The 26,272-nt window shown below is 66.6% G+C and carries 31 protein-coding genes, 2 tRNA genes and 1 other RNA gene; 21 read left to right on the top strand and 13 right to left on the bottom strand.

Annotation, left to right across the window (positions count from 1 at the left end; genetic code table 11):
* Positions 1–97 precede the first annotated feature (97 nt).
* Positions 98–337 carry a thioredoxin gene (locus tag DA69_RS03355; protein WP_025977463.1) on the bottom strand — a complete coding sequence of 80 codons (240 nt, stop codon included), beginning with the start codon at positions 335–337 and terminating at the stop codon, positions 98–100.
* A 118-nt stretch (positions 338–455) separates the two neighbouring features.
* Between DA69_RS03355 and DA69_RS03350 the strand changes: the two genes are divergently transcribed.
* The 3 genes from DA69_RS03350 to DA69_RS03340 all read left to right on the top strand — a co-directional run bounded on the left by DA69_RS03350 (position 456) and on the right by DA69_RS03340 (position 5,655).
* Complete coding sequence (locus DA69_RS03350) at positions 456–1,892, top strand: PLP-dependent aminotransferase family protein (protein ID WP_029972549.1); 1,437 nt, start codon at positions 456–458, stop codon at positions 1,890–1,892.
* Positions 1,893–2,410: 518 nt separating this feature from the next.
* Positions 2,411–4,621: a TonB-dependent hemoglobin/transferrin/lactoferrin family receptor gene (locus tag DA69_RS03345; protein WP_025977465.1), complete on the top strand. Its 2,211-nt coding sequence runs from the start codon at positions 2,411–2,413 to the stop codon at positions 4,619–4,621.
* A gap of 62 nt (positions 4,622–4,683) precedes the next feature.
* Positions 4,684–5,655 carry a DUF6607 family protein gene (locus tag DA69_RS03340; protein ID WP_025977466.1) on the top strand — a complete coding sequence of 324 codons (972 nt, stop codon included), beginning with the start codon at positions 4,684–4,686 and terminating at the stop codon, positions 5,653–5,655.
* 221 nt (positions 5,656–5,876) lie between these two features.
* Here DA69_RS03340 and DA69_RS03335 read toward each other — a convergent pair whose 3' ends face one another.
* Positions 5,877–6,122 (bottom strand): hypothetical protein, encoded by a 246-nt coding sequence (locus DA69_RS03335; protein ID WP_025977467.1) that lies wholly within the window; start codon positions 6,120–6,122, stop codon positions 5,877–5,879.
* A gap of 1 nt (position 6,123) precedes the next feature.
* Here DA69_RS03335 and DA69_RS14670 point away from each other — a divergent pair, with 1 nt between their 5' ends.
* The gene (locus DA69_RS14670; protein WP_167349617.1) at positions 6,124–6,423 is read left to right on the top strand and encodes a hypothetical protein; all 300 of its coding nucleotides are present in this window, start codon (positions 6,124–6,126) and stop codon (positions 6,421–6,423) included.
* A gap of 155 nt (positions 6,424–6,578) precedes the next feature.
* On the opposite strand, the gene DA69_RS03325 is transcribed toward DA69_RS14670, so the two are convergent.
* Positions 6,579–6,652 (bottom strand) — tRNA-Gln (locus DA69_RS03325).
* A gap of 217 nt (positions 6,653–6,869) precedes the next feature.
* Between DA69_RS03325 and DA69_RS03320 the strand changes: the two genes are divergently transcribed.
* From DA69_RS03320 to DA69_RS03290, 7 genes are all read left to right on the top strand, one after another.
* A tRNA-Pro gene (locus tag DA69_RS03320) sits at positions 6,870–6,946 on the top strand.
* A 74-nt stretch (positions 6,947–7,020) separates the two neighbouring features.
* Entirely contained in the window at positions 7,021–7,569 is a 549-nt protein-coding gene (locus tag DA69_RS03315; protein ID WP_025977469.1) for a DUF924 family protein, read from the top strand.
* Between the two features lie 68 nt (positions 7,570–7,637).
* Positions 7,638–8,942: an SH3 domain-containing protein gene (locus tag DA69_RS03310; RefSeq protein WP_025977470.1), complete on the top strand. Its 1,305-nt coding sequence runs from the start codon at positions 7,638–7,640 to the stop codon at positions 8,940–8,942.
* 102 nt (positions 8,943–9,044) lie between these two features.
* Entirely contained in the window at positions 9,045–9,989 is a 945-nt protein-coding gene (locus DA69_RS03305) for a CsgG/HfaB family protein (protein WP_025977471.1), read from the top strand.
* Positions 9,990–10,108: 119 nt separating this feature from the next.
* Positions 10,109–10,966, top strand: coding sequence for a thymidylate synthase (locus tag DA69_RS03300; RefSeq protein WP_025977472.1), 858 nt, complete (start codon positions 10,109–10,111; stop codon positions 10,964–10,966).
* Between the two features lie 7 nt (positions 10,967–10,973).
* Positions 10,974–11,273 (top strand): phosphoribosyl-ATP pyrophosphohydrolase, encoded by a 300-nt coding sequence (locus tag DA69_RS03295; protein WP_025977473.1) that lies wholly within the window; start codon positions 10,974–10,976, stop codon positions 11,271–11,273.
* A gap of 78 nt (positions 11,274–11,351) precedes the next feature.
* The gene (locus DA69_RS03290; RefSeq protein WP_025977474.1) at positions 11,352–11,879 is read left to right on the top strand and encodes a dihydrofolate reductase; all 528 of its coding nucleotides are present in this window, start codon (positions 11,352–11,354) and stop codon (positions 11,877–11,879) included.
* A gap of 75 nt (positions 11,880–11,954) precedes the next feature.
* Here DA69_RS03290 and DA69_RS03285 read toward each other — a convergent pair whose 3' ends face one another.
* Both DA69_RS03285 and DA69_RS03280 read right to left on the bottom strand, forming a co-directional pair.
* Complete coding sequence (locus DA69_RS03285) at positions 11,955–12,377, bottom strand: universal stress protein (RefSeq protein ID WP_029972550.1); 423 nt, start codon at positions 12,375–12,377, stop codon at positions 11,955–11,957.
* Positions 12,378–12,404: 27 nt separating this feature from the next.
* Positions 12,405–13,472 carry an Mrp/NBP35 family ATP-binding protein gene (locus DA69_RS03280; protein ID WP_025977476.1) on the bottom strand — a complete coding sequence of 356 codons (1,068 nt, stop codon included), beginning with the start codon at positions 13,470–13,472 and terminating at the stop codon, positions 12,405–12,407.
* 87 nt (positions 13,473–13,559) lie between these two features.
* Between DA69_RS03280 and miaA the strand changes: the two genes are divergently transcribed.
* The 3 genes from miaA to DA69_RS03265 all read left to right on the top strand — a co-directional run bounded on the left by miaA (position 13,560) and on the right by DA69_RS03265 (position 15,422).
* Positions 13,560–14,441 (top strand): tRNA (adenosine(37)-N6)-dimethylallyltransferase MiaA, encoded by an 882-nt coding sequence (gene miaA, locus DA69_RS03275; protein WP_025977477.1) that lies wholly within the window; start codon positions 13,560–13,562, stop codon positions 14,439–14,441.
* 13 nt (positions 14,442–14,454) lie between these two features.
* Positions 14,455–14,823: a transfer-messenger RNA gene (gene ssrA / locus DA69_RS03270) on the top strand.
* Between the two features lie 101 nt (positions 14,824–14,924).
* Positions 14,925–15,422, top strand: a complete 498-nt coding sequence (locus tag DA69_RS03265) for an SspB family protein (protein ID WP_025977478.1) — start codon at positions 14,925–14,927, stop codon at positions 15,420–15,422.
* Positions 15,423–15,536: 114 nt separating this feature from the next.
* Here DA69_RS03265 and DA69_RS14230 read toward each other — a convergent pair whose 3' ends face one another.
* Positions 15,537–16,115 (bottom strand): GNAT family N-acetyltransferase, encoded by a 579-nt coding sequence (locus tag DA69_RS14230; protein ID WP_145915888.1) that lies wholly within the window; start codon positions 16,113–16,115, stop codon positions 15,537–15,539.
* A gap of 70 nt (positions 16,116–16,185) precedes the next feature.
* On the bottom strand, positions 16,186–16,536 hold the full coding sequence (locus DA69_RS03260; RefSeq protein WP_025977479.1) for a RusA family crossover junction endodeoxyribonuclease: 351 nt from the start codon (positions 16,534–16,536) through the stop codon (positions 16,186–16,188).
* A 105-nt stretch (positions 16,537–16,641) separates the two neighbouring features.
* Here DA69_RS03260 and fumC point away from each other — a divergent pair, with 105 nt between their 5' ends.
* Positions 16,642–18,033, top strand: a complete 1,392-nt coding sequence (gene fumC, locus DA69_RS03255) for a class II fumarate hydratase (protein ID WP_025977480.1) — start codon at positions 16,642–16,644, stop codon at positions 18,031–18,033.
* A 63-nt stretch (positions 18,034–18,096) separates the two neighbouring features.
* Here fumC and DA69_RS03250 read toward each other — a convergent pair whose 3' ends face one another.
* Positions 18,097–18,492 (bottom strand): YccF domain-containing protein, encoded by a 396-nt coding sequence (locus DA69_RS03250; RefSeq protein WP_025977481.1) that lies wholly within the window; start codon positions 18,490–18,492, stop codon positions 18,097–18,099.
* A 93-nt stretch (positions 18,493–18,585) separates the two neighbouring features.
* Positions 18,586–18,819, bottom strand: a complete 234-nt coding sequence (locus DA69_RS03245; RefSeq protein WP_003167222.1) for a DUF2171 domain-containing protein — start codon at positions 18,817–18,819, stop codon at positions 18,586–18,588.
* A gap of 73 nt (positions 18,820–18,892) precedes the next feature.
* On the opposite strand from DA69_RS03245, the gene DA69_RS03240 reads away from it, so the two are divergent.
* Positions 18,893–19,129, top strand: a complete 237-nt coding sequence (locus tag DA69_RS03240) for a DUF4169 family protein (RefSeq protein ID WP_419177561.1) — start codon at positions 18,893–18,895, stop codon at positions 19,127–19,129.
* On the opposite strand, the gene DA69_RS03235 is transcribed toward DA69_RS03240, so the two are convergent.
* Positions 19,126–20,010, bottom strand: a complete 885-nt coding sequence (locus tag DA69_RS03235; RefSeq protein ID WP_025977483.1) for a DMT family transporter — start codon at positions 20,008–20,010, stop codon at positions 19,126–19,128. The two genes, DA69_RS03240 and DA69_RS03235, sit on opposite strands and share 4 nt — an antisense overlap.
* Before the next feature lie 178 nt (positions 20,011–20,188).
* Here DA69_RS03235 and DA69_RS03230 point away from each other — a divergent pair, with 178 nt between their 5' ends.
* From DA69_RS03230 to DA69_RS03220, 3 genes are read left to right on the top strand one after another with little or no spacing between them, the layout of a single operon-like run.
* A complete protein-coding gene (locus tag DA69_RS03230; RefSeq protein WP_235599201.1) occupies positions 20,189–20,617 on the top strand; it encodes a YbaY family lipoprotein in 429 nt (142 codons plus the stop codon).
* A 3-nt stretch (positions 20,618–20,620) separates the two neighbouring features.
* Entirely contained in the window at positions 20,621–20,860 is a 240-nt protein-coding gene (locus DA69_RS03225; protein WP_025977485.1) for a ribbon-helix-helix domain-containing protein, read from the top strand.
* Positions 20,857–21,588 (top strand): SIMPL domain-containing protein, encoded by a 732-nt coding sequence (locus DA69_RS03220; protein WP_025977486.1) that lies wholly within the window; start codon positions 20,857–20,859, stop codon positions 21,586–21,588. Before DA69_RS03225 ends, DA69_RS03220 begins: the two co-directional genes overlap by 4 nt.
* Before the next feature lie 37 nt (positions 21,589–21,625).
* On the opposite strand, the gene DA69_RS03215 is transcribed toward DA69_RS03220, so the two are convergent.
* Genes DA69_RS03215 through DA69_RS03205 form a run of 3 tightly spaced genes read right to left on the bottom strand, consistent with a single transcriptional unit; the run spans position 21,626 to position 22,481 of the window.
* Positions 21,626–21,973 carry a DUF488 domain-containing protein gene (locus DA69_RS03215; RefSeq protein WP_025977487.1) on the bottom strand — a complete coding sequence of 116 codons (348 nt, stop codon included), beginning with the start codon at positions 21,971–21,973 and terminating at the stop codon, positions 21,626–21,628.
* A 4-nt stretch (positions 21,974–21,977) separates the two neighbouring features.
* Positions 21,978–22,286: a hypothetical protein gene (locus DA69_RS03210; RefSeq protein ID WP_025977488.1), complete on the bottom strand. Its 309-nt coding sequence runs from the start codon at positions 22,284–22,286 to the stop codon at positions 21,978–21,980.
* A 9-nt stretch (positions 22,287–22,295) separates the two neighbouring features.
* Complete coding sequence (locus DA69_RS03205) at positions 22,296–22,481, bottom strand: hypothetical protein (RefSeq protein WP_025977489.1); 186 nt, start codon at positions 22,479–22,481, stop codon at positions 22,296–22,298.
* Positions 22,482–22,615: 134 nt separating this feature from the next.
* Between DA69_RS03205 and DA69_RS03200 the strand changes: the two genes are divergently transcribed.
* Entirely contained in the window at positions 22,616–25,018 is a 2,403-nt protein-coding gene (locus DA69_RS03200; RefSeq protein WP_051582104.1) for an ATP-dependent helicase, read from the top strand.
* Positions 25,015–26,262, top strand: coding sequence for an O-antigen ligase family protein (locus DA69_RS03195; RefSeq protein ID WP_025977491.1), 1,248 nt, complete (start codon positions 25,015–25,017; stop codon positions 26,260–26,262). The genes DA69_RS03200 and DA69_RS03195 overlap by 4 nt, the downstream gene beginning before the upstream one ends.
* Positions 26,263–26,272: the final 10 nt, after the last annotated feature.

The raw sequence follows: 26,272 nt of genomic DNA, 5'->3' as shown, positions 1-26,272 counted from the left end.
GCCGTCTCCGTCTGACAAAAAGAGGCGGGCGGCTTGACGAGAGGGAGGCCGCCCGCCCAGCGGCCGCGCTTCGGGGGAAGAAGCGTAGCCGAACAGATCACCCGCGCAGGGCCGAGAGATCCGCGCCGTGATTGATGTGGTACACGGCGCCGTCGATGACGAAGGCGGGCACCGACTTGACGCCGGCGGCCTCGGCCTCCGCCAGGCGCTCGGACGTCTCTCCAAGATGCACCACTTCAACGGCGTAGGCGGCCGGGTCCAGGGCGCCCGCGAAGCCCCTCTCGGCATCAAGGCAGACGGTGCATCCTGCGTGATAGAAAACAGCTTTCCCGGACATGACGCTTTCTCGTGTTTCTGGTCCCGCAGCGGTGTTGCTGAATGGGAGAGCGGCTGGGATAACCGGCGAAACGGCCCCGTGATAAGTGCCGCTATTTCGAAACCTGATAGGCCGGATTATGGCGCGCAGCACCGTCGTCATTGAACTGATAGAAGACGCCTCCAGGCCCATCTTCATCAACCTGGCGGAATCGATCATCCGCGAGATTGAACGTGGCCGGCTCAAGCCTGGAGATCGCCTCCCGGGGACGAGGGCTCTCGCTGGGACGCTCGGCGTGCACCGGAATACGGTCGACGCCGCCTATCAGGAGCTGGTGCTTCAGGCCTGGCTGGTTTCCGAGGCGTCCCGCGGCACATTTGTCGCAAGGGACCTGCCGGACCTGGGCGCCCGAAGCTGGGCAGGGCATGCCAAAGCCCGGGCTGCACCGATCAAAGCGCGAACCGCTCTGCCTCCCCTGAAATTCTCCGACGGCGCGCCTGACGCCCGGCTGATGCCTGGCGCAGAACTGGCGCGCGCCTTCCGCCGCGCCGTGTCCGCCTCAGGGCTGAGAATGCTGACGGGATATGGCGATCCTCGCGGCGCAGCGCCCCTGCGATCGGCCCTCGCCCGCTATCTGTCTTCGGAACGCGGCCTGATTGTCGGCGCCGACGACATCCTGGTCACGCGTGGGAGTCAGATGGCGCTCTTCCTCGTGGCGGGCGCCGCTCTCAGGCCAGGTGAAGCGGTCGCCGTCGAAGACCCGGGCTATCCCATGGCCTGGAAGTCATTTCGCGCCGCGGGCGCCCGCGTCGTGGGCGCTCCTGTGGACGGCCTGGGTCTGGATATCGACCGCCTGGAGAGCCTGCTCGACCAGGACCCGGGGATCCGCGCGATCTATCTGACGCCGCATCACCAGTATCCCACCACCGTGACTCTTGGCGCAGGGCGCCGCCTGCGGCTCTTCGACATTGCGCGCCGGCGCCGACTGACGCTGATCGAAGACGACTATGACCACGAATACCGTTTCGAAGGCCGGCCGGTTCTGCCCATGGCGGCGCGTGCGCAGGCTGAAGACCGGATAATACACATCGGTTCGGTGTCAAAACTGCTCGCTCCTGCCTTGAGGATAGGCTACGCCACCGGAACCTCCGCCTTGTTGGAAAGAATGAAAGATCTGCGCGAAGCGATTGATCGTCAAGGCGATGTCCTCCTGGAAACCGCTCTCGCCAAGCTGATCGACGAAGGCGATCTCGGCCGTCACGCCCGCAAGGCGAGAAAGGTCTACGAACAGCGCCGCGACCACCTGGCGGATGAACTCACTGCACGGCTCGGCGACGCCGTCGCCTTCGATCGTCCCGCAGGGGGACTGGCTCTCTGGGTGAAAGTTCATCCGTCGATCAACGCCTCGGCCTGGGCCGCCGCCGCGGAGGGCTCGGGTCTCTTGCTGACACATGGCGGCCAGCTTTGCCTGGAAGAGGATGGCCAAATGAACGCCTTCCGGCTCGGCTTCGCCAGCCTCGACGATGCCGAGCTCAGACGCGCCGTCAAACTCCTGGAGACCTCCAGGCCCGTCTAGCGATCCAGTGGCCTTCAGAACCGGAGGATCGCGCCCATCCCGCTTCATGCCCCCGTCGTGAGCTGATGTCTCGAGGGTTGACTGGTTCATGTCCTGACGAACCTTCGTCAGGGAACCCGCGCTACGTCGGCGACCTGATGAGATCGACAGAACCGTCCAAGGCCGGGCGTCGACCCAACGATCACCCAAGCCGGTTCAACAACTCGATACAGCCGCCGAGCCTCGACACGTCGAGTCCGCCAAGCTCGGCCTTCCATTTGGAAGTCCGAGACTGAGTGATGCCGAATCAATCGTTAGGCAGGAAAACGGGCAACTTCCGGTTCCCCTAAAATCAATGACTTCGTCGGCGGGATTGTTGTTTCGGTGCGAAGGTAGCGCTGTCCGGTCGACATGAGCGAATGCGGAACACGCTGCCACATGCCATCGCCTAAGAGTGCTTAGCCAAATAGAAATAGTGCTATTGATTCTGATAATCGTTCGCATTAAAGGCGAGGCCTCTTTCAAACGGGGTGCCGCCTATGCGTTCGCTATTGATGATTTCCGCCGGGGCCGCGGCTCTTGGGGCCGCCTTGCCGGCCAGCGCGGAGGACGGGTTTGAGATCGACCTGAATCAACCGGTGCGGGTGGCTCCGGTCACCGTCGTCGGCACTCGCACCGAACGACGCGTCGACGAGGTGCCCGCCAGCGTCAGCGTCATCACCGCAAAAGACATCGAGACCAACCTCGTCACGGACATCAAGGACCTGATCCGGTTCGAGCCGGGCGTTAGCGTTCCGACCAGTCCGGCCCGCTTCTCGGCAGCCCTGTCGGGCGCCGGGCGGGACGGCAATTCGGGTTTCACCATCCGCGGCATGGGCGGCAACCGCGTCCTGATCGTCCAGGACGGCGTGAGGGTGCCGGACGGCTTCGCCTTCGGCGCCCAGGCGGTCGGACGCGGCGGCTATAATGACTTGGATCTGGTCAAGTCGGTCGAGATTCTGCGCGGTCCGGCTTCGGCTCTGTATGGCTCGGATGGCATCGCCGGGGCGGTCAGCTTCACCTCGAAGGACCCGACCGACTTCATCGAGGCGGGCCGCAGCTTCGGCGCCCGTGCGCGGGTCGGCTACAGTTCGGCTGATGAGGGCTGGACCGAAGGCCTGGCCCTGGCCGGGCGCAGCGGCGCCCTGTCGGGTCTGCTGGCCTACACCCGCCGCGACGCTCAAGAGACCGAGAACAGGGCTGAGACCGGCGGCGTCGGCGCGGCCCGAACCCAGCCCAATCCCCAGGACTTCGCCTCCAACGCCGTGTTGGCCAAGCTGGTCTGGGATGTGAATGACCATCACACCTTGCGCCTGACCTACGATCACTTCGATCAGGACATGGATGGCGAGGCGCTGAGCAGTTATTCGGCCACGGTCGTCGGCTTGACGGCTCATGACGAGACCCGGCGCGATCGCGTCAGCCTCGACTGGCGTTTCGATGATGTTTTGGGTCTGGATTCGGGCTCTGTGGCCGCGTTCTGGCAGGATTCGACCACGCGCCAGTTCACCTATGAGGACCGTACGCCTGCGGTCGATCGCACGCGCGACGTGACGTTCGACAACGCCGTCTGGGGCTTGGCGGCGCAGGGCTCCAGAAGCTTCGGCGGCGAGGCCGTTCGTCACCGGGTCACCTTCGGCGCCGACTGGTCGCGCACCACCCAGGAAGGCATCCGCGATGGCACGGTCCCGCCCATGGGCGAGCCTTTCCCCGCCCGGCCTTTCCCCAAGACCGAGTTCGACCTGGCGGGCCTGTTCATCCAGGACGAGATCGATCTGCTGGGCGGCCGCCTCAGCATCATCCCGGCCCTGCGCTATGATTGGTACGAGCTGACGCCGCAGGCCGACGCCCTGTTCCCGGCCCCGGCCGAGGGGCAGAGCGACAGCCATCTGTCGCCCAAGATCGGCGCCATCTACTGGGCCGACGATCATTTCGGCGTCTTCGCCAACTACGCCCAGGGCTTCAAGGCGCCCTCCCCGATGCAGGTGAACAACTTCTTCGCCAACCCGGTGTTCGGCTATGAGTCCATTCCGAACCCCGACCTGAAGCCCGAAACCAGCGAGAGCATCGAGGGCGGTTTCCGCTTCCGCAATCTGGAGGCCTTCGGCGGCGCCCTTTCGCTGCAGGCCACGGCCTTCCGCACGGAATACGACGACTTCATCAATCAGGTCGTGGTGAGCGGGACCGGCGTGCCGGGCGTCGATCCGCTGATCTATCAGTACGTCAACCTGACCAAGGTCGAGATCTGGGGCCTGGAAGCGCGCGGCGACATTCACTGGGACAACGGCTTTTCGACCATCGTCGCCGCCTCCTTCGCCAACGGCGAACAGGAGACGGAAGGCGAACGCGGCGCCCTGACCAGCGTCGATCCGATCAAGCTGGTCGGCGGGCTGAACTACGCCGCCCCCTCGGGCGTCTGGGGCGGAAGCGCCACGGTCACCTGGTCGGACCGCAAGTCGAACCACGAATGCGGCGGCGGTCTGTGCTGGCCGGGCGAGCGCTTCACCCTGCTGGACGTCACCGCCTTTTGGAACGTGACCGAACGGGCCACTCTGCGCGCCGGCGCCTTCAACGTCTTTGACGAGAAATACGCCTGGTGGAGCGACGTGCGCGGCCTGAACAGCCCGGCCGTCGGCGCCCGACCGGCGACGCTGGACGCCTTTACCCAGCCCGGCCGCAACTTCGGCGTGTCTCTGAGCGTGCGCCTGTGAGCTCGACCATGCCCCGGAAGCGTCAGTTGAAACCCCGTCCTTCGCAAACCAATGGACCCCCCATGCGCGCAATCTTGATCGCGGCCGCCCTTCTGACCGGCGCCCCGGCTGTCCAGGCGTTGCCCGCCTCGCCGGCGACAGGCCAGACCCAGCCGCCCGCCAGCGCCTTTGAACAGGACCGTCAGGCCATCCTGGCCCAGGTCGGCGATTATCGCGTGCGTTTCGACATGCGCGAGACGGTTGGCCTGCAGGCGGACTATCAGCCGCTCGAGCCCAAGCGGTCTGGCGGCACCGAGATCGTGCGTATCGTCTACGACACCGGCGATCGCATCAGCCTTCAGCACATCCTGGTCATGTATCACCAGGGCCAGACCATACTGGTCAAACACTGGCGTCAGGACTGGGCCTATCAGCCAGAGACCGTGCTGACCTACGCCGGACCGAACCAGTGGACCCTGACTCCTGTGTCGGCCGAAGAGCGTCGCGGCGCCTGGTCCCAGACTGTCTGGCAAACGGACGATTCGCCTCGCTATGGCGGCGTCGGACGTTGGAGCTACGACAATGGCATGACCGTGTGGACGTCCGGCCCGACCTGGCGTCCGCTGGCCCGTCGCGACGCCGTGCGCAACCCGGTCTATGACCGTTATCTTGGGACCAATCGCCACGTTATCCGTCCGGGCGGCTGGGTCCACATTCAAGACAACGTCAAGATGACTGGGCGTAACGGCGGTGGTCCTCAGGCCGTGGTTCAGGAAGACGTGGTCAACACCTATGACGCCTCGACGGCCTTCGAGCCCAAGCCCGGCGACGACTATTGGGCCGCGACCAAAGACTACTGGGCTGAGGTCCGCGCCGCATGGGACGCCGTGATCGCACGTGAGGGAGGCGTCCATGTTCAGGAGGTCGCCGAAACCGGCGCCGTCACCAGCGCCCCTCTGATGGATCTGGCGGACCAGATCAATGCAGGGACATTGACTGCCCAAGCTGCTGTAGAGCGCGGACGCGCCCTGATCGCCGACGCAACCCGGCGTTAAGCACCTCTTCCGCGTATCGTGCCGGTCCGGGTGAAGCAGCGTCTGATTTGGGTCGCCTAGCTCTGCAGCGCATAAATCAAGTCCGTCCCGGACACGAGCGGGGGCCCAAGATCGGGCGGGGGGCCATGACCCGACGGCCCCCCCTGCTTTCCCAGCCCTTATAGGCAATCGCGGATTCACCAGTCTGATTGTGATTAACTAGGCTGATTTCGGCATGAAACCTACGGACCGAAATCGCCCCCAAGCGAGTCCCCAGCCGGTTCTTGAGCCGGTGACAGCATTCTAAGAAACTCCTCGGCCAGACGCGACGGCTTGACGCTGCTGGACACCACGAAGGCGTGTTCATGCAGAATGTCTGGATTGAACCGACCCAGCACGGTTTGATCCCGCACATAGGCCTGCGCCAGTCGTTCGTTGACGATAGCCACGCCGACGCCGCGCGCAGCCAGGGCGCAAGACGAGGCCACCGTGTGGGTTTCAACGCATGTCAGGGCCGTGCTGGATGATCTGGATCGCGGCGAATGCCCGACCGTCCTGCAGACGTCGGATGGTCTGCCCTGGACGCCGCCCGGCAACGGCCTGGATAGCGGCGTGAGGCGCGCCCGCCTTGAGGCGGATGAGGCGGCGAAACGGTCTGGCAGGTCCAGCGCCGGCCTTGAGGGTCTGCGCTTCCACGATCTGCGCGGCACGGCCGCCACCAACTCGTCCGTGCAGGCCTGCCGCTGGATGATGTCGCCACGATCCTGGGCTGAGAGTTCAACCGCGTGAAGGAGATCGCGCGGCCTTATGTAACGGGAGAGGCCATCGGCCTGAGCACGATCGCGCGGCTCCAGGAGACCCGGAACAGAAGATCAACTGTAAAACCCGATGTAAAACCTGAGCCCCGAAGGGGGCGCGTGATGCGCTCTACCCTTATCGGACGGTGGCTGGGGAACTAGGACTCGAACCTAGAATGACGGTACCAAAAACCGTAGTGTTACCATTACACCATTCCCCAGCGGTCCGGTGTTCCCGCCGGCGCAGTGCGTCCCGGCGAGGAGCGGTCAGATACGCCAAGGTTTCGGGGGATGCAACACCTGAAAAGGAAAGAATTTTCATCGGCCCAAGAGTTTTTTCCGGAGGCTCATTTACCCGCTTGCGAGGGCCGGTCGGCATGGCTATAAGCCCCCTCCTCGACGCAAGCGGCGGCCACGGCTCGTCTGATTGCGTAAAGTCGGAGTGTGGCTCAGTCTGGTAGAGCACCGCGTTCGGGACGCGGGGGTCGCAGGTTCGAATCCTGCCACTCCGACCATTTCTTTCTCTAATTGCGAAGTCAGAGCCGTCGCAAGGTCGCGCCCGCTGGCGCGCGGCTGCTAGGCTGGCGGCATGACCCAAGTTCTGACCCCCGCCGAAGTCGTCGCCTTCTGGACCGAGGCCGGCCCCGAAAAATGGTTCGCCAAGGACGCCGCCTTCGACCGCGCGTTCACTGAGTTGTGCCGCGACAGCCAATTCGCCGCCGCCGCGCGCCAGTTGGATGATTGGCTGGAGACGCCCGACGCCGCCCTGGCCCTGATCATCCTGCTGGACCAGTTGCCGCGAAACGCCTTTCGCGACACCGCCCACATGTTCGCAACCGACCCCCTGGCCGTCGCCTTCGCCAAGAAAGCGATTGAGCGCGGACATGATCGCCAGGTCGCGGCGGAACTGCGCCCCTTCATGCTGATGCCTCTGATGCACTCCGAGTCGTTGGAGGATCAGGACCACCTTCTGGCTCTGCTGGATGAAGCGACCGAAGCGCAGACGTACAAGTTCGCCGTGATTCATCGGGACATCATCGCCCGTTTCGGCCGCTTCCCGCACAGGAACGCCTGTCTGGGCCGCGTGACATCCGCAGAGGAGGCGGCCTTCCTCAGCGCAGGCGGCTTTTCCGGCTAGACGTCGATTGCTTTGCAGCAACGGCAAAGCTAAGGGCGGGCCGGTTTTTCACAATCGGCCTGTTCATCATGTATCGTTTCGCGCTCGCCCTGACGGCAACCTCGGCCCTGTTCGCCGTCTCGGCGTCCCCGGCTGAAGCGCAGATTTTCAACCGCCGATCCAACGCGGAAGCGGCTCAGGTCGTGAACGAAGCGCCGCGCTGCACCCAGAATCTGGGAACCGTGGCGATCGCCGAAACCCAGGGCGTCCTGTTCGAGCAGATGGGGCTGGGCGAGCCGACGGAACTGCTGCGCACCGTGATTCGCGATTCCGGCTGCTTCACCCTGATCGAGCGCGGCCCCGGGATGGATCTGGTCGAGCGCGAGCGCAGCCTGGGCGGCGCCGCGCGCGTCCGCACGGCCGACTTCGTCCTGGTCGCCGAACTGGCGAACCCCATCGAATCGACCGACAGCGACCGCAGGTCGGGTCTACTTGGCTCGCTGGCGGCGGTCGGCGGGCGCGCCCTGCTCACGGCCGGCCTGGCCGCAGCCACGGGCGGCGATCTGGGCGGAGGTCTCGGTGGTCTGGGCGGTCTAGGCGCCGAGGCCGGGCTTAATCCCTTGCAGATGCAGGCCATGAATGCGGCCATGAACATGGCCGGCAACGCCCTCGGCGGCCCGAAGGGCGCTCAGGCCGCCCCGGCCCAGGCGCTGAACGCCAATACGGTTGAGCGGATTCGCGACCTGAAAAAGGACATCGGTCGCGGCAAGGAAGACGCCCAGATCGTGTTTTCGCTGGCCAGCGTGCCTCTGGCTGAAACCGTCGGCACTACGCGCGCCGTGGCTAACAAGGACGAGTTGCGTCGCCTTCGTATCCGCGACAACCATTTCGGCGGCCGCGTCGGCGCCGGCTATGAAAGCCAGGATGAGGGGAAGGTGATCGCCCTGGCCCTGGTGCGCGGTTACGCCGATCTGGTGACCAGCCTTGGAGGCACGGGCGCGCAGACGCCGGACGTCACGCTCGCCAACCATGAGGCTGTGCGCGCCGCCGCCGCCGAGCGCGAGGCCGAAGCCGCTCGCAAGGCCGAGGCGGAACGCCGCGAGCAGGAGCGTCTCGATCGCGCGCGCGAAGAAGAACGACGCCGCCTGCGCGAAGAAATCCGGCGGGAAGACGAACTCCGTCGCCGCACCGACGCAGCGCAGAGCCTGGCCAGCCGTCAACTGGCCCTGCCGACGGTGCTGCGCAAGGCTCCAGACGGCGAGGCCATTCGCCCCCTGGCGGCGGGGGCGGCGGTGTTCCCGACTGGAAAGTCTGATGACCAATGGGTCGAGGTTCTGGACGCTGACGACAACATCGGCTGGCTGCCGCAGGACCGATTGGTCGACGCTCAATAAACAAGGTTCCCTTAGCTTCACCGTATTGCTACGGCGTTCGCGCCCGCCGCGTGTCGGCGCCAAGGGCCGTGAAGCTTGATAGCGAAACCAGGAGATCACGTTTTGAAGACCTATCTTATCGCCCCGGCCCTCGCCGTCTCGATCGCCGCCTTGGCCCTGCCGAGCGCATCCTTGGCCCAGGCGCGCAGCGGCGCGCAGCGCGCCCAGGACGCGCAGATGGCGCAGATCCCGCGCTGCCGGTCCAGCCTCGGCTCCATCACCATCACTGACGGCCAGTCCGACTATTGGCGCGAGCTGCAGCTGTCGCCGCCGCAGAGCCTGCTGCGCGTCGTGATCCAGCGTTCGGGCTGCTTCACCCTGGTCGATCGCGGCGCCGGCATGAGCGTCGCCCAGCGCGAACGCGAGATGGCCGCAGGCGGCGACCTGCAGCGCGGCTCCAACGTCGGCGGCGGCCAGGTGCGCGCGGCCGACTATGTGCTGGTCGGCGAAATCGCCAGCCAGAACGCCAACAGCGGCGGCAACGCCCTGGCCGGTCTGGCCGGCGCGGCGCTGGGCGGGCGCGCCGGCGCCCTCGTCGGCGGCCTGCGCACGCGCAGCATGGAAGCCAACACCGTCCTGTCGCTGACCAACGTCCGCACTTCGGAAACCGAGCTGGTGACCGAAGGTTACGCCTCCAAACGCGACCTGAGCTGGGGCGTCGGCGCCGCAGGCTTCGGCGCAGGCGCCCTGGGCGGCGGCAGCTATGAAAACACCGAGATCGGCCGCATCGTGGCCCAGTCCTTCATACAGGCCTACACCGACATGGTGACCCAGATGGGCGGCCTGGAAGGCGGCTCGGCGGCCCAGTCCGCCCCGATCCAGAGCTATACGGTCCAGACGGCGTCGACGCTGCGTTCGGCCCCGAACGGCGGCTCAGTCGTGCGCGCCCTGCCCGCCGGCCTGCGCCTCTATCCGACCGGCCAGCGCGACGGCGCCTGGTGGGAGGTCATGGACGACAACGACAACGTCGGCTGGGTCCAGAACGAACGCCTCGCGCCCGGCAAGTAACGGCCGAACGCTTAAAAACCGAGGGCGCCCGCTGATCCGTCAGCGGGCGTTTTCTCTTTTCTGTGAGCAAGAGAATCAGGCCCCTGCCCTCCGGAGAGAATCAGCGGCATCCTCATGGCATGAACGCCGCCGTCCAGATCGCAGACCTGCAAGCCCGCACGGCGGCCGCGCCCGCCGACCATCCCGAATGGCAGTATCTGAACCTGCTACGGGACATCCTCGACAACGGCGTGCGGCGTGACGACCGCACCGGCACGGGGACGCTGGGCGTCTTCGGCCGTCAGATGCGCTTCGACCTGTCCAAGGGCTTCCCCCTGCTGACGACGAAGAAGCTGCACACGCGGTCGATCTTTATCGAACTGCTGTGGTTCCTGCGCGGCGAGACCAACATCGCCTGGCTAAAGGACAACGGCGTCAGCATCTGGGACGAATGGGCCGACGCCGAGGGCGACCTCGGCCCCGTCTATGGCAAGCAGTGGCGCTCCTGGGCCGCCCCGAACGGCCAAAGCATCGACCAGATCAGCAAGCTGGTTCACGGCCTGAAGACCAACCCCAACAGCCGCCGCCACATCGTCAGCGCCTGGAACCCGGCCGACGTGGACGACATGGCCCTGCCCCCCTGCCACTGCCTGTTCCAGTTCTTCGTCGCCGATGGAAAGCTGAGCTGCCAGCTGTATCAACGCTCGGCCGACGTCTTCCTGGGCGTGCCCTTCAACATCGCCTCCTACGCGTTGCTGACGCACATGCTGGCCAAGGTCGTGGGGCTGGAGCCGGGCGACTTCGTCCACACCTTCGGCGACGCCCACCTGTATCTGAACCATCTGGAGCAGGCCGAGCTTCAACTCAGCCGCGCCCCCCTGCCCCTGCCGACCCTGAGCGTGGCGGACAAGACCGACCTGTTCGGCTTTGAGCTGTCGGACTTCGTGCTGAACGACTACCAATCCTGGCCGCACATCAAGGCCGCCGTCGCCGTCTGATCCCCGCATGAAGCTGACCGACCTGCAGGCGGATGTGCTGCGCATCTCCGACATCTACGCGCGCGAACACGCCATCAACCGCGACCGCGACTGGGCCCTGCTGAAGTTGCAGGAAGAGCTGGGCGAGCTGACCGCCGAGCACTTGCGCCTGACCCAAAGGGCGCGCGGCGCCGCCGATGCTCAGGCGCTGGCCGATGAAGCGGCGGACGTGTTGGGCATGCTGCTGATCTACTGCGACCGCGCCGGCGTCGACCTGAACGCCGCGATGCAGCGCAAATGGCTGAGCTGGCTGAACACCGAGGCTTGAAACTGCTCCAGCCGGACGCCTAACTCCTGCGGACGGGAGCGGCGTCGCGCGGCTCCCGATTCGCTTCGGAGAACCGCCTTGGCCCTGCCCCGCATCGCCCTCGTCGTCGCCCGCGGCCGTAATGGCGTCATCGGCCGGGACGGCGACCTGCCCTGGCGGCTGCGCTCGGACCTGCAGCGCTTCAAGGCGGTGACCATGGGCAAGCCCTGCATCATGGGCCGCAAGACCTGGGAGAGCCTGCCCCTGCGTCCCCTGCCTGATCGGCTGAACATCGTCCTGACCAAGGACGAATCCTACGCCGAGGCGGGCCTGGCCAAGGGCGCTGTTGTCTGTTCGACGCTGGACGAAGCCCTGTCGATCGCGCGCGAACAGGCCGCCGACGACGGCGTGGACGAGGTCTGCGTCATCGGCGGCACGGCCGTCTTCGCCGCCGCCCTGCCGCGCGCCAAACGCCTGTACATCACCGAAGTCGAGGCCGAGCCGGAGGGCGACGCCGTCTTCCCCGCCTTTGACGAAACCGCCTTCGTCCGCACCGCGTTTGAACCGCATGAGGCGGGCGAAAAGGACGAGCACGCCTTCGCCTTCACCGTTCTGGACCGCCGCTGAACCTCAGGAGGTCCTCGGGAACACGCCAATGAGATCATGCCCGGCGGGATATTCGAGCCCACCTGAGCCGAGACCCTAGCGCGCGATCGTCACGCTGACCGGGGCGCGGGCGGCGACAGCCTCGGCGGTGGAGCCCATCAGCCAGTTGACCAGCCCTTTGCGGTCGCCTGTGCCCACCACGATGTGATCCGCGCCCAGGGCGGCGGCGGCCGCGATCAGGGCGTCAGCCACGTCGTGCCCTTCGGTCGTGACCGCTTCAACCGACGGGCAATAACGCCGCGCCTCGGTCATCGACCGCATCAGAATGGCGTCCTGCTCCTCGGCCTTCCAGGCGCGAATGTCCGGGTGTCCGCTGGCCGAGCTGAGCGGATTGACCGCCACCAGCGCCAGTCTGGCGCCTTTCACCCTGGCGAACTGCGCCGCGATGCGCACGGCGCTTTCAGCGTGCGCGCTGCCGTCGATGCCGCAGACGACCACGGCTTGTTCCTGCTCAGCCATCATGGCCTCCCTCTAAGAGCCCGCGACCTAAAGACCCAAGGACTGGGCGACCTTCGCGGCGATCTGCCTGAAACGCTCGGACGCTGGATGCTGCGGGTCAACGGCGACCAATGGCCGCCCCGCGTCGCCGGCTCGCCGCAGCGCCCCGTCCAGCGGCAGATCGCCCAGATAGGGCGCGCCCAGACGCGCCGCCTCGGCCTCGGCGCCGCCGGTTCCGAACACCTCGCCGCTCATGTTCTCGACCAAGCCTAGCGTGGGGACGCCGACCTTGTCGAAAAGGGTATGCGCCCGGCGCGCATCGGCCAGGGCCACCTCCTGCGGCGTCGAGACGATGACCGCCCCGTCCAGCGGCGTCTTCTGGATCAGGGTTAGTTGCACATCGCCGGTGCCGGGCGGCAGGTCGATGACCAGAACATCCAGCGGCTGCTCTTGCGTTCCCCAGCGCGTCTGGGTCAGCATCTGATTGATGGCCTGCGACGCCATCGGCCCGCGCCAGATCATGGCGTCCTCGGCCTTGGTCAGCAGGCCGACCGACATGGCCTTCAGCCCATGCGCCACGTGCGGAACCATCGCCCCGTCCTCATAGGCGGGCTGGCCCGAGATCCCCAGCATGGTCGGCAGCGACGGGCCATAAACATCCGCGTCCAGCACCCCGACCGACAGGCCGCGCGCCGCCAGCGCCGCCGCCAGATTGACCGAGACCGTCGACTTGCCGACCCCGCCCTTGCCGCTCGCCACGGCCAGCACGCGCTTCACATGGGCCGGGCGCTCGGTCGGAACCGGCGCCTTGGGCCGCCCCTGATCCGTCGCCGCCTTCGACAGTCCGGCCGTGCGGCGCGCCGGCGCGGCCACCGCCTCGGCCGTCAGCACGACCGACACCCGCTCCATGCCCGGCATGGCCTTCAGCGCCGCCTCGGCCGCATCGCGCACCGGGGCGTAAAGCGCCGTCTCCCTGGCGGGAACCTCCATGACGAAGCCCGCGCGCCCCTCGGCCACCACCAGTCCCTGCACCAGCCCGGCGGTCGCCAACCCCTGCCCCGACCTGGGGTCGGTCACGGCGTCGAGGACAGCGAGGACGGCGGCGCGGTCAGTCACGATGAAGACTCCTTGAAGACCCGACGGACTTGCCGGGCCGATGACAGGCGTTCTATCGCCCTAAGCGTCCGTTCGCGAGTTGATCCTTTGTCCCAACCCCTCCTCACCCTGATCGCCGGCCCCACCGCCTCGGGCAAGTCGCGGCTGGCGATGCAGCGCGCGCGCGAAACGGGCGCCGTCATCATCAACGCCGACAGCCAGCAGTTGTACGCCGACCTGCGCGTGCTCAGCGCCCGGCCGTCCGCCGAGGACGAGGCCAAGATTCCGCACCGCCTCTACGGCGTCGCCGACGCCGCCGACGCCTGGTCCGTCGGGCGCTGGAGCCGTGCGGTGATGGATCTGCTCGCCGAACTGGCCGCCGAGGGCCGCCCGGGCCTGCTGGTCGGGGGGACGGGCCTCTACTTCAACGCCCTGACCAAGGGGCTGGCCGAAATCCCGCCTGTCCCAGCCGCCGTCCGCGACGCCGTTCAGACCGAGTTCGACGCCGAGGGCGAGGCCGTCTTCCGCCGCCGCCTGGCGCTGGTCGACCCCGCCGCCGAGGCCGCCATCTTTCCCGCAGACCGCCAGCGGCTGGTCCGCGCCTTCAGCGTGCATCGCGCGAGCGGCCGCGCCCTCAGCGACTGGAAGGCCGACACCCGCTCCCTGCTGGCGCCCGGCAGCTATGACGCCGTTGTCGTGGAGCCCCCGCGCGAACGCCTTTACGCCGCCTGCGACGCCCGCGTCGATGTAATGATGGCCCACGGCGCTCTGGACGAGGTGCGCGCCCTTGTCGCCCGGGACCTGCCCCCCGATCTGCCCGCCATGAAGGCCGTCGGCGTGCGGGAGCTGGCGGCGCATCTGGCGGGCGACCTGTCGCTGGACGACGCCGTCGCCGCCGTGAAGCAATCCACCCGCAACTACGCCAAGCGCCAGTTGACCTGGTTCCGCAACCAGCAGCGAGACTGGCCCCGCCATCCCGGTTTCGCCTGAACTTCTGCGCCAGCCCCTTGGAACGCGGCGTCGCGCATACTATATTGATCCTGCTCGGGTTCGCCCGGGCTATGGCGATAAACGCGCCTGTAATAAGCGGACCGGACCCGGGTGCGAATCCCGGCGGCTCCACCAACTTCTTCCCCGCGTTATCGGCGGAGGCAGCATGGGGCCGACTAGCATCGACGGACGTGTAAAGAGGATTGCTTTCGCTCGTCCTGGCCCACCGTATCGGGCCTTTATCTAACTGCGAACGATAACTTCGCTGGAGAAGTCCGCCTCGCCGCGTAATGCGGTTCGGTTGATTTCGAACACTTAAGTCCTAGGGGTTCAGATCCTTAGGCGGGGCCTGTCGGGAGCCTGGCAACAGAATCCCGGCGCTTCTCGCAAAAATCGAAATTCCTGATCCGGCGGCGACTCTGCGTCTTCCGTCGCCTGCGCTTGGCGGGTAACAGTCACGCGTTCCCCTGTTTTGAGGCCCTGATGACGGATCAAACTCCCCCTGTCGACGAGATGCACTATGAGCAGCTCGCCCAGGACGCCCTGCGCGGCGTGATCCGCCTGGCGCTGGAGCGCGCGGCCATGCCCGAGGGCATCCCCGGCGCCCACCATTTCTACATCACCTTCAAGACCCGCGCGGCGGGCGTCAGCGTCCCGCCCGACGTCCTGGCCAAATATCCGGACGAGATGACGGTGGTGCTGCAGCACCAGTATTGGGATCTGGCGGTCGAGCCTGACCTATTCTCGGTGATGCTGAAGTTCGGCGGCGCGCCCAAGGTACTGACCGTGCCCTACAGCGCCGTGGTTCGTTTCTACGATCCCAGCGTGCAGTTCCTGCTGCAGTTCGACGAGCCGGAAATCGTCGAGGCCGAGATCGCCCCCCTGTCGCCGCCCGCGCGCGACCCTGATGCGGCCGCCCCGCCGCCGTCCGGCGACGACGGTCCCAAGGTCGTCTCTCTGGACCAGTTCCGGAAGAAATAGGCTTCAAGCGTCGCCTTGGCCTCAGCGCCCGAGCGCCGGTACCCCCAGGTTACTCAGGCTCCATAAACATCCACACAGGGTCGTGAAGCGAGGTTCGCCTACGGGTGAAGGCGATCATCCTGTCGCGGACCTCGTGAGAGCGTAGCAATCGCTCGGGCCGGCGACTTCTCCAATTTGAGGGCGCGCTTCCCAACTCGCCAGCGTCGCTTCGTAGCTTAGCCCCGCCCTACGGAGGACCGCAGCCGACGCCACGTTGCTAGGATGGCATGTTGCCCAGACGCGAAGGATTGAGGGCTGAGCAATTGCCCAGGCGACCACGGCGGATGCGGCTTCGGTGGCGAAGCCCTTTCCCCAGAAGGGTTCAGCGAAGATGTAGCCGAAGTCAGCCTTGGGCGGTGATAATCGCAGTTCCAGCACCCCTAAAAAGCGCTCAGACATCTTCTCGGTAACAGCCCAAGGGAAAGCCGAGCCCTCGATCCAGCAGCCTTCACAACGCTGCGCGAACGCCAGACTGTCAGCAATATCTTGATGGCGTTGGAACGGCATGAAACGGGTCGGAGGGATCTCGCCCGCATATTGAAAAATGTCCGCAGCATCCATTCTCTGGACTGGACGCAGGCGCAATCGCTCGGTTTCAAAAGTCTCGGGTGCCCGCATTCGCTGACGATATGCGCAGATATCGAATGTTCGCAACCGGGCGCTTTTTGACTTAGGCCCCGTCCCGAAACCGGCCCCTGTCCAGACGGACCGAGCGCCCCTGCCTTTACCCCCTCGGAAACACCCTGATGCTGATCCGCTCGCGCTCGCCTTCGCGGCGTTCGACCAGCAGGCGGGCGACCTGGCTGTCGTCGTGGAACAGATAGCCCTTAATGGCGTCCAGCAGGGCCTTGGCCAGGTTGTCCAGGTCCATCCACGGCGGGTCGCCGACGTGCTCCATCACGATTTCGACGACGTAGTCGCCCCAGGAGGGACGCGACGCCCACTCCTTGCGCATGAACTCATAGACCAGCGGCTTGTAGTATTTGGCCTGGGTGGTCAGGCCGTCGATGGTGATCTCGACCGCCTCGCCCTGCTCCCGCGCCCTGACCTTTCCGGTTCCGATCCAGCCGTGCACGCGCCGTCCGCCTTTCGTGATCAGCGGCTCGCCTTGCTCCGCCGCGCCTGCGTGCTACACCGCCCGGCATCTTCCCGCCACGCCTGAGAGACGAGTCCCGCGCACATGAGCAACGTTCGTATCGAAACCGACACCTTCGGCCCCATCGAGGTCGCCGCTGATCGCTATTGGGGCGCGCAAGCCCAGCGCTCGCTCGGCAACTTCAAGATCGGCTGGGAGAAGATGCCGCTGCCGATCGTGCGTGCGCTCGGCGTCGTCAAGCGCGCCGCCGCCGAGACCAACCGCGACCTGGGCAAGCTGGACGCCAAGCTGGCCGACGCCATCATCGCCGCAGCCAATGAAGTGATCGAGGGCAAGCTGAACGACCACTTCCCGCTGGTCGTCTGGCAGACCGGTTCGGGCACCCAGTCGAACATGAACGCCAATGAGGTGATCTCGAACCGCGCCATCGAGATGCTGGGCGGCGAGATGGGCTCCAAGAAGCCGGTCCACCCCAACGACCACGTCAACATGAGCCAGTCGTCGAACGACACCTATCCGACGGCCATGCACGTCGCCTGCGCCGAGCAGGTGGTCAACGACCTGCTGCCTGCGCTGAAGCACCTGCACGCTGCGCTGGACGCCAAGGCCAAGGCCTGGGCCCACATCATCAAGATCGGCCGCACCCACACCCAGGACGCCACGCCCCTGACGCTGGGCCAAGAGTTCGGCGGCTACGCCCACCAGGTCGCCATGGGCATCGAGCGCATCGAACTGACCCTGCCGCGCCTGATGGAGCTGGCCCAGGGCGGCACCGCCGTCGGCACTGGCCTGAACGCGCCGATCGGCTTTGCCGAGAAGGTCGCCGAGAACATCGGCAAGATCACCGGCCTGCCCTTCACCACGGCGCCGAACAAGTTCGAGGCCCTGGCCGCCCACGACGCGATGGTCTTCACCCACGGCGCCATCAACACGGTCGCCGCCTCGCTGTTCAAGATCGCCAACGACATCCGCTTCCTGGGCTCGGGCCCGCGCGCCGGTCTGGGCGAGCTGTCGCTACCCGAAAACGAGCCGGGCTCGTCCATCATGCCGGGCAAGGTCAACCCGACCCAGAGCGAAGCCCTGACCCAGGTCTGCGCCCAGGTGTTCGGCAACAACGCCGCCATCTCGTTCGCGGGTTCGCAAGGCCACTTCGAGCTGAACGTCTACAACCCGGTGATGGCCTACAACTTCCTGCAGTCGGTGCGTCTGGTCGCCGATGCGGCCGTCAGCTTCACCGACAACTGCGTCGTCGGCATCGAGCCGCGCGAGGACAACATCAAGGATGGCCTGGAAAACAGCCTGATGCTGGTCACCGCTTTGAACGCCAAGCTGGGCTACGACACCTGCGCCAAGATCGCTAAGACGGCGCACAAGAACGGCACCACCCTGCGCCAGGAAGCCGTCGGCGGCGGCTATCTGACCGACGCCGAGTTCGACGAATACGTCCGCCCCGAGAAGATGATCGCGCCGCAGTAAGCCGCGCTCATCGCCAGATATGAAGACGCCGGTCGGGTTCGCCCCGGCCGGCGTTTTTCATGTTCAGCCCTTGTCGCGGATGGTCCGCCCGACAGGCGCCAGCGACAGCCGCGCCAGTTCGACATTCTTCAGCGCGAACGGAATGCCGATCAGGCTGACGAACTGCGGCACGGCGATCAGGATATGCGCCAGGGCGATGTACCAGCCCGCCAGCACCAGCCAGATCACGTTCAGCCCCACGCCCAGACAGCCTGCGCCCAGATCGGCCGGGTTCGGATCGCGCCAGACGATCTCGCGCCCGAACGGCCAGAAGGAATAGCTGGCGATCCGCCACGCCGAGAACGCCCACGGCAGGCCCACGATGGTCAACGCCAGCAGCAGTCCGCCGAACAACCAAGCCAGACCCGAGGCGAAGCCGCCCAGGAAGAACCACAGCAGATTGAGGATCAATCGGATCAAATCATCGGCCCTTTCGCGTGACCACCTCCCTCATATGGCGAAAGGCCCCGCTGATTGCAGCGGGGCCTTCGATGAAATCACGGCAAGGCGTTGCTAGTGCTTCTCGGTCCAGCGCGCCTTGGCCTCGTCCTTGCTGAGGTTGAGATGAACGTGCTCGTCGACGCGGGACACCCAGCTGACCGGGATCATATGGTGCTTCAGGCCTGAACCCAGATCCAGTTTGGCCAGCTCGATCTGATCGCCCTTTACGTGGTCCACCCGGCCGACGTGGCCGCCGTCGGAACCGACGACTTCCTGATGTTCCTTGATCATCGAGGCGTTTATCATGATTGACTCCAATGGCTGTGAGGGACGCTGAGACAACGAGCCCGCCCGCCATGGGTTCACCGCCAAGCCTATCGTGGGAGTTCACAATGTCGATGCCCCGCCCGATGCCGGGACGCGCCTGATGGCCGAGATCGTCAACTTGAACCGGGCGCGCAAGGCGCGCGCCAAGGTCGACGCCAAACGCACGGCCGAGGCCAACCGCCTGACCTTCGGCCGCACCAAGGCCGAACGACTGACCACCCAGACGGAGCGCGAGCGCGACGCCGCCCGGCTGGACGGTCACAAGTTGGAAAAGCCTGACGACGCCTAGGCCGCAGATCGCTTCGGCGCGCGGATCAGGAACAGCTGCCCGGCCAGCACAAGGGCCAGGCCCGCCAAGGCCAGGACGCCGAAGCGGGCGCCCTCGAACATCACCGACACCAGCATGGCGATCGGCGGCGTCAGGGCCGAGATGTAGCTGGCCAGCGCATAGCCCCTCGCCCTGGCGATGGTGAAGTACAGGCCGAAGGCGATGACCGAGCCGAACACCGCCAGATACAGCAGGGAAACGATATAGGCCGGGCTCCACGCTACCGACCACGACACCCCGGTGATCAAGGCGTACAGCGCCAGCGTCCCCGTGCCATAGGCCATCGCCCAGGCGGTCGAAGGCAGAACCTGCGAGCCCGCCTGCTGGCCGCGCCAGGCGAACCAGTTGCCGAAGGCCGAGGCGACGACGGCGATCACGGCGAAGCTGACGCCCGCCACGGCATGGACGCCCAGCCCCGCGCCCATCACCTCGCCCGCAGACAGAACGCCGACGCCGGCCACGCCCATCCCCGCGCCCAGCCAGGCGGACGGCGCCGCCTTCTGGCCCGAGGCGACGCGGAACAGGATCAGATTCAGGAAGGCCAGGGCGGCGAAAATCACCGCCACCACCGCCGAGGCGATCTTCTCCTCCGAGGCGTAGACGAAGGCGTAGCTGATGGCGAACGAGAACAGCCCCTGCCCCAGCGCCGCCAGATGCTGAGTGCGCGTCAGGGCCAGCCGCCCGCCCGTCGCCTTGACGACCAGCGCCAGCAGGGCCGAGGCGATCCCGAACCGCAGCACCACCGACACCACCGGGTCCACGGCGCCCAACTGGAACGTGATGGCGTACCAGGTCGTGCCCCAGATCAGGGCGCAGACGCCCACGCCGCCGAAGGCCAGCATGGCCGGCGACCGGAGAAACGACGATCCGCCTTCTGGCGATGGAGCATCAGACTGGGGCACTCAGGCGCACTCGACAGGACTAAACGAAACATGGCGATACCACCGCTCGGGCGTCCCGTCTCTCAAGCGTTGCAGCCATATGGCGCGCTGATGCGTTCTGCTAAGCTGAACTTATGCAATGGAGGCGCTGATGCGCTCTTTTCTCGCCCCGCTCGTCATGATCCCTGCCCTGATGGCGGCCGCCTGCACCACCTCGCCCGAACCTTCGAGCGACACGACCGAAGTCCGGGTCACCGCGACCTATCGTGAGCGCATCATGCTTCCGCCCGGCCATACCCTGACGGTCAGGATCGAGGACGTCAGTCGCGCCGACGCTCCATCGCGCGTGCTCGCCGAGACGCGGCAGCCTTTGGATGGCCGCGCGCCCCCTTACGCCGTCACCCTGTCCGTTCCGAACGACGAGATCGACAGCCGCTTTGAATACGCCGCCCGCGCAGAAATTCGCGATGCCGCCGGCGCCCTGCGCTTCACGACCGACACACGCCATTCGGTGCTGACCCGCGGCGCGTCGAACAGCGCCGACATCGTCATGGTGGGCGTGCGGTAAGCCTTGAGCGGTCTCATTAAACGATCCGTCCTGCTGTCAGGCCACGCCACATCGGTGGCGCTGGAGCCTGAGTTCTGGGCCATTCTGGACGCCATCGGGGCGGAGCTTTCCTTGAGCCGCGCCGGACTGATGATCCGTATCGACGACTGGCGGGGCCGCCGCCCCCTGGCGTCATCCTGCCGCGTCCTCGCCCTGCAATGGGCGGGCGGCGACCGCAGCTTTGCAGAAGAGAAGACCCCATGAGCGATAATCGCATCGACACCGGACGCCTGATCCCGGCGGCTGTCTTCGGCGGGCTGATGGCTATCGGCCTGATCGGCGGCGGCGCCTTGATCGGACAGGGCGTGGTCAACGCCCGCGCCGGCGACCGCTCGGTCACGGTGCGCGGCCTGGCGGAAAAGGACGTGAAGGCCGACCTGGCCGTCCTGCCGATCCGCTTCACCACCTCGGGCGACGTGCTTTCCGAGGTCCAGAGCCGCATCGACGGCGACCTGGCCATCGTGCGCCAGTTCCTGAAGGCGCAGGGCTATCCTGACGATGCGGTCGACCTGGGCCAGCTGGGCGTCGCCGACACCCGTTCGCGCGAATACATGAGCCAGACCGGCGGGCCGCGCTTCATCCTGACCCAGACCGTGATCGTGCGCACCACCGACGTGGACCGGGTGCAGACGACCACGCGCAATCTGAACGATCTGGTGCGTCAGGGCGTGGTGCTGCAGGACTTCAACGGCCCGTCCTACATGTTCACCAAGCTCAACGACGTGCGACCGGCGATGATCGCCGAGGCCACCGCCGCCGCGCGCAGCGGCGCTGAACAGTTCGCCAAGGATTCCGGCGCGCCGCTCGGCCCCATCAAGACCGCTGGCCAGGGGTCTTTCGAGATCCTCTCGCGCGACGGAACGGGCGACGAGGCCAGTTCCCCCAACAAGAAGGTGCGCGTGGTCACGACGATCAGCTACCGCTTGAAATAGTCGGGCCCGCCTGCCGGGCTGGCGTGAGCCGCCCGGCTCAGGCGCCGCCTAGAAAGGCCGCGAGCACGACGGCGTCGTTGTGCGCTTCATCTTTCGCACCATAGAGCAGAGTCGCTCGACCGCTCGCCAGCGCGGCCTTCAGCTTCGAGACCGCCTCCCCGTTCGCCCGCAGCTCGGCGCGGTACCGACGCTGGAACTCGGGCCATTTTTCGGGATCGTGGTTGAACCACTGGCGCAACTCAGTGCTGGGCGCGACCTCTTTCAGCCAGAGGTCGACTTGCGCCTTGTCCTTGCTCAGCCCGCGGGGCCACAGGCGGTCGACCAGAATGCGCGTCCCGTCCGCCTGAGACGGAGGCTCATAGACGCGCTTCAGGCCGACCGTCACGGCGTCAGGCCTTGGGTTCCGGCGTCGTCACCTGAGGGGTCTCGCTGGGGCGGGGGAGTTCCGGCGGCGCGGGGCGATCTGGAACGTCGGGCATGCGCGGCGCGGGTACGCTTATGTCCACATCGAGGTTCGGCGCCTCCGGCGCAGGCGCGCGTCCCCCGGCGAAGACGAACCAGGCGATCACCGCCACGGCGACCAGCAGCCCGCCCACCAGGAAGGCCAGGCCCGCTCCCCCGCCTTTGCGTGGCGGCGGGGCGGTGTTGATGGTCGTCTGATGAACGACGCGCTCGGGCGGGAGGTTAGGGTCCGTCATCGCGCGACCTCAGTTGCCGCCCGGGACGGCCGGCGCCGAAACTTCAGGCAGTTTGACGTCGACATCGACGTTCTTGGTCTCCGGCGCGGCGCCTCGGCCCAGCAGGAACCAGGCCAGTATGGCCACCACCACCACCAAACCGCCTACGATAAAGGCGAGACCGGCGTTGCCGCCGCTGCTTGAGTTCTCCGCCATCAGGCATCCCTTCCTATGTAGTCCCTGTCATTTGGGACAACGACGCTCTGGCTTCACGGTTCCGTTCATTCCCTGGCTGAAGGGGACTGACTTTGGCCGCTGTGCTGCTTATGTTCTCCTCTTCCAGATTCCGCATGGGCGCCCCGCCCGCCCCAGACGCCCAGACGCTGTCCCGAGTACCCGCCCCTGTGACCGACCTGCCCGCTCCCCGCATTTCCGACCTCGCCCGCGCCCAGAGTCCGCAAGGTGCTCCGCAAGGCGCGACGTCCGACTATCTGGCCGGGCTCAACCCCGAACAGCGCGAGGCGGTGGAGACGACCGAGGGGCCGGTTCTGGTGCTGGCCGGAGCCGGCACGGGCAAGACGCGCGTCCTGACCACCCGTCTGGCGCACATTCTGGCGACCGGCCGGGCCAAGCCGTGGGAGCTGCTGGTCGTCACCTTCACCAACAAGGCTGCGCGCGAGATGCGCGAACGGATCGGCCACCTGATCGGCCCGTCGGCCGAGGGGTTGCGCTGGCTGGGCACCTTCCACTCGGTGGCCGCACAGATCCTGCGTCGTCATGCGGAACTGGTCGGGCTGAAGTCCAGCTTCACCATCTTGGACACCGACGATCAGGAGCGGCTGCTGAAGCAGCTGCTGGAAGCGGCCAACATCGACACCAAGCGGTTCACGCCCAAGTCGCTGGCCCATATGATCGACCACTGGAAGAACCGCGGCTGGACGCCCGACAAGCTGCCGCCCGGCGAAGACTTCGCCAACGGGAAGGGCCCGGCGCTCTACGCCGCCTATCAGGCGCGGCTGGCGACGCTGAACGCCTGCGACTTCGGCGACCTGCTGCTGCACAACATCACCATCCTGTCGAAACACGCTGATCTGGCGGAGGAATATCGCCGCCGGTTCCGCTACATCCTGGTGGACGAATATCAGGACACCAACGTCGCCCAGTATCTGTGGCTGCGGCTGCTGACCTCTTCGACCGGCAACGTCTGCTGCGTCGGCGATGACGATCAGTCTATCTATGGCTGGCGCGGGGCCGAGGTGGACAATATCCTGCGCTTCGAGCGCGACTTCCCCGGCGCCAAGGTCATCCGACTGGAGCGCAACTACCGCTCGACCAAGCACATCCTGGGCGCGGCCTCGGCCCTGATCGCGGCCAATCAGGACCGACTGGGCAAGACCCTGTGGACCGAGGACGACAGCGGCGACAAGGTCCGCGTGCGCGGCGTCTGGGACGGCGAGGCCGAGGCCCGCCTGATCGCCGACGAGATCGAGACCGCGCGCAAGCAGGGCATGAATTACAAGGACATGGCCGTCCTTGTTCGCGCGTCGTTTCAGATGCGGGCGTTTGAAGAACGCTTTCTGATGCTGGCCATTCCCTATGTCGTCATCGGCGGCCCGCGCTTCTTCGAGCGAGCGGAAATCCGCGACGCCCACGCCTATCTGCGGCTGATCCAGTCCGAGGACGACGATCTGGCCTTCGAGCGCATCGTCAACACGCCCAAGCGCGGCATCGGCGACACCAGCGTCCAGAAAATCCTGCACATCGCGCGCGAGAACGGCGTCTCGGCCATGCGGGCGGTGCGCCATCTGATCACGACGGACGAGCTTCAGGCGCGCACGCGCACGCCGCTGGCCAACTTTGTGCGCGATCTGGACCGCTGGCGCGACCTGATGGCCATGGGCACGCCGCACTGGCAAGTGACGGAGACCCTGCTGGACGAGAGCGGCTATACCGCCATGCAGAAGGCCGACCGCACCAGCGGCCAGACGCGGCTCGACAACCTGAAGGAACTGACCCAGTCGATGCAGTCGTTCGAGACGCTGCAGGCCTATCTGGAGCATGTCTCCCTGGTCATGGACCTGGAGCGCCGCGACGAGAACGCCGACGGCTCAGGCTCGGTGCAGATCATGACCCTGCACGGCGCCAAGGGGCTGGAGTTCCCGCTGGTCTTCCTGCCAGGCTGGGAGGAAGGCGTCTTCCCCAGCCAACGCAGCATCGACGAGAAGGGCGTGAAGGGGCTGGAGGAGGAACGCCGCCTGGCCTACGTCGGCGTTACCCGCGCCAAGCAGGACGCGCGCATCAGCTTCGCCGCCAACCGCATGGTCTACGGCCGCTGGACCTCGCAACTGCCCAGCCGCTTCGTCGATGAACTGCCCCTGGCCCACGTCGAGCCGCAGTCGGACACCGGCTACTACGGCGCCTCGAGCGGGATGAAGGAGGCCAAGAGCCGCTGGGACGAGGCTCCCTCGTTCGGCGGCGGCTATTCCAGCCCCGGCTGGAAGCGCGCCCAGACCTACACCGCCGCCCAGACGCCCAAGCCCGCCTACGCCCGCCGCGCCGTGATCGAGGGCGAAGGCCGCCTGATCGCCACCGCCGATCCCAAGGCAGCGTCCGGCTGGTCCCGCGGCGATCGCGTCTTCCACCAGAAGTTCGGCTACGGCCACGTCCGCGCGGTGGAGGGCAACAAGCTGGTCGTCACCTTCGACAAGGCCGGCGAGAAGAAGGTCATCGACACCTTCGTGGAGAAGGCGTGACGGGGGCCGACGCCCTTCGACATCCGGTCTCCGACACCCCCACGCTGTGGGAACAGGCGGCGGCGGCTCTGATTCTGGCTCTGTTGTCCGGCGCCCTGCTCGGCCCGATCTTCGCACCACAGCAGCAGGAAACGCCAGTGCTTCGGCTGATCTGGCCGCCGATCTATCTGGTGATCCTGGGGCTGGCCGCCTTTCGCGCGCGGCGCATGGCGGCGGCCTGGCCCGCCTTCATTCCCCTGCTGCTGATGGCGGTGCTGGCGTTGGCGTCCAGCCTGTGGTCCCAGGCGCCGGAGGTGACCGAGCGCCGCGTGCTGGCCCTGGTTCTGACCGGCGTCTTCGCGATCTATCTGGGCGCGGTTTTCCGCGGGATCGCCCTGCCCCGAATGCTGACCGCCGCCTTCCTGGCCCTTGGCGTCGGCAGCCTGATCTCCGTCTTCGCCTTTCCCGGCTTTGGCGTGCACGCCGACGTCAACGCCGGGATGTGGCGCGGCCTGTGGTATGAAAAGAACCAGCTGGGCATGGTCATGGCCGTGGGCCTGATCTCCGCCGCCGCCCTGGTGGCCGCTCAGGAGCAGAAGGCCGACCGGAACCTGGCGCTGATCGCGCTGGGCGTCTGCGCCCTGGCGCTGTTGGGGTCGCAATCCAAGACCGCCCTCATCATGGCCATGCTGGGCGCCGGGCTGGTGGTCCTGTGTCTGGCGATCCGGCGGATGGGTCCGGTGTTCGGCGTCATCGCCGTCTGGTGTCTGGGCGTCGCCCTGTTCGGCGGCCTGTGGATCTGGAGCGAGTTCTCCGTGGAGATTCTGGCCCTGTTCGGCAAGGACCCCAGCCTCACCGGCCGAACCGAAATCTGGGACGCCATCGGCCGCATGACTGAGCGCAAACCCTGGCTCGGCTATGGCTACAGCGCCTTCTGGCTGCCGCACGCCGAGCCGATGGAATGGATCCGCCATGAGACGGGCTGGCGCGTGCCGTCCGCTCACCAGGGTTGGCTGGACCTGCGCGCCGAACTGGGCTGGACGGGCGTCGGCCTGGTCGGCGCCGTCGTCGCCGTGACCTCGACCGCCGTCCTGATCCGCCTTACCGGCCTGGGGCGACAGGAGGGCTACTGGAGCCTGGCCTATCTGGCCGCCTTCCTGCTGCTCAGCCTGTCGGAGAGCGTGCTGATGCGGCACCAGGACCTGCCCTGGACCCTGTTCGTCGCCCTGATGACCCGCAACCTGATGGTCAACAGGCCTGAATGAAGCGACGCTT

The sequence above is a fragment of the Brevundimonas naejangsanensis genome, assembly GCF_000635915.2.
Taxonomy (GTDB): domain Bacteria; phylum Pseudomonadota; class Alphaproteobacteria; order Caulobacterales; family Caulobacteraceae; genus Brevundimonas; species Brevundimonas sanguinis.
This window is presented reverse-complemented; position numbering and strand designations above follow the sequence as displayed.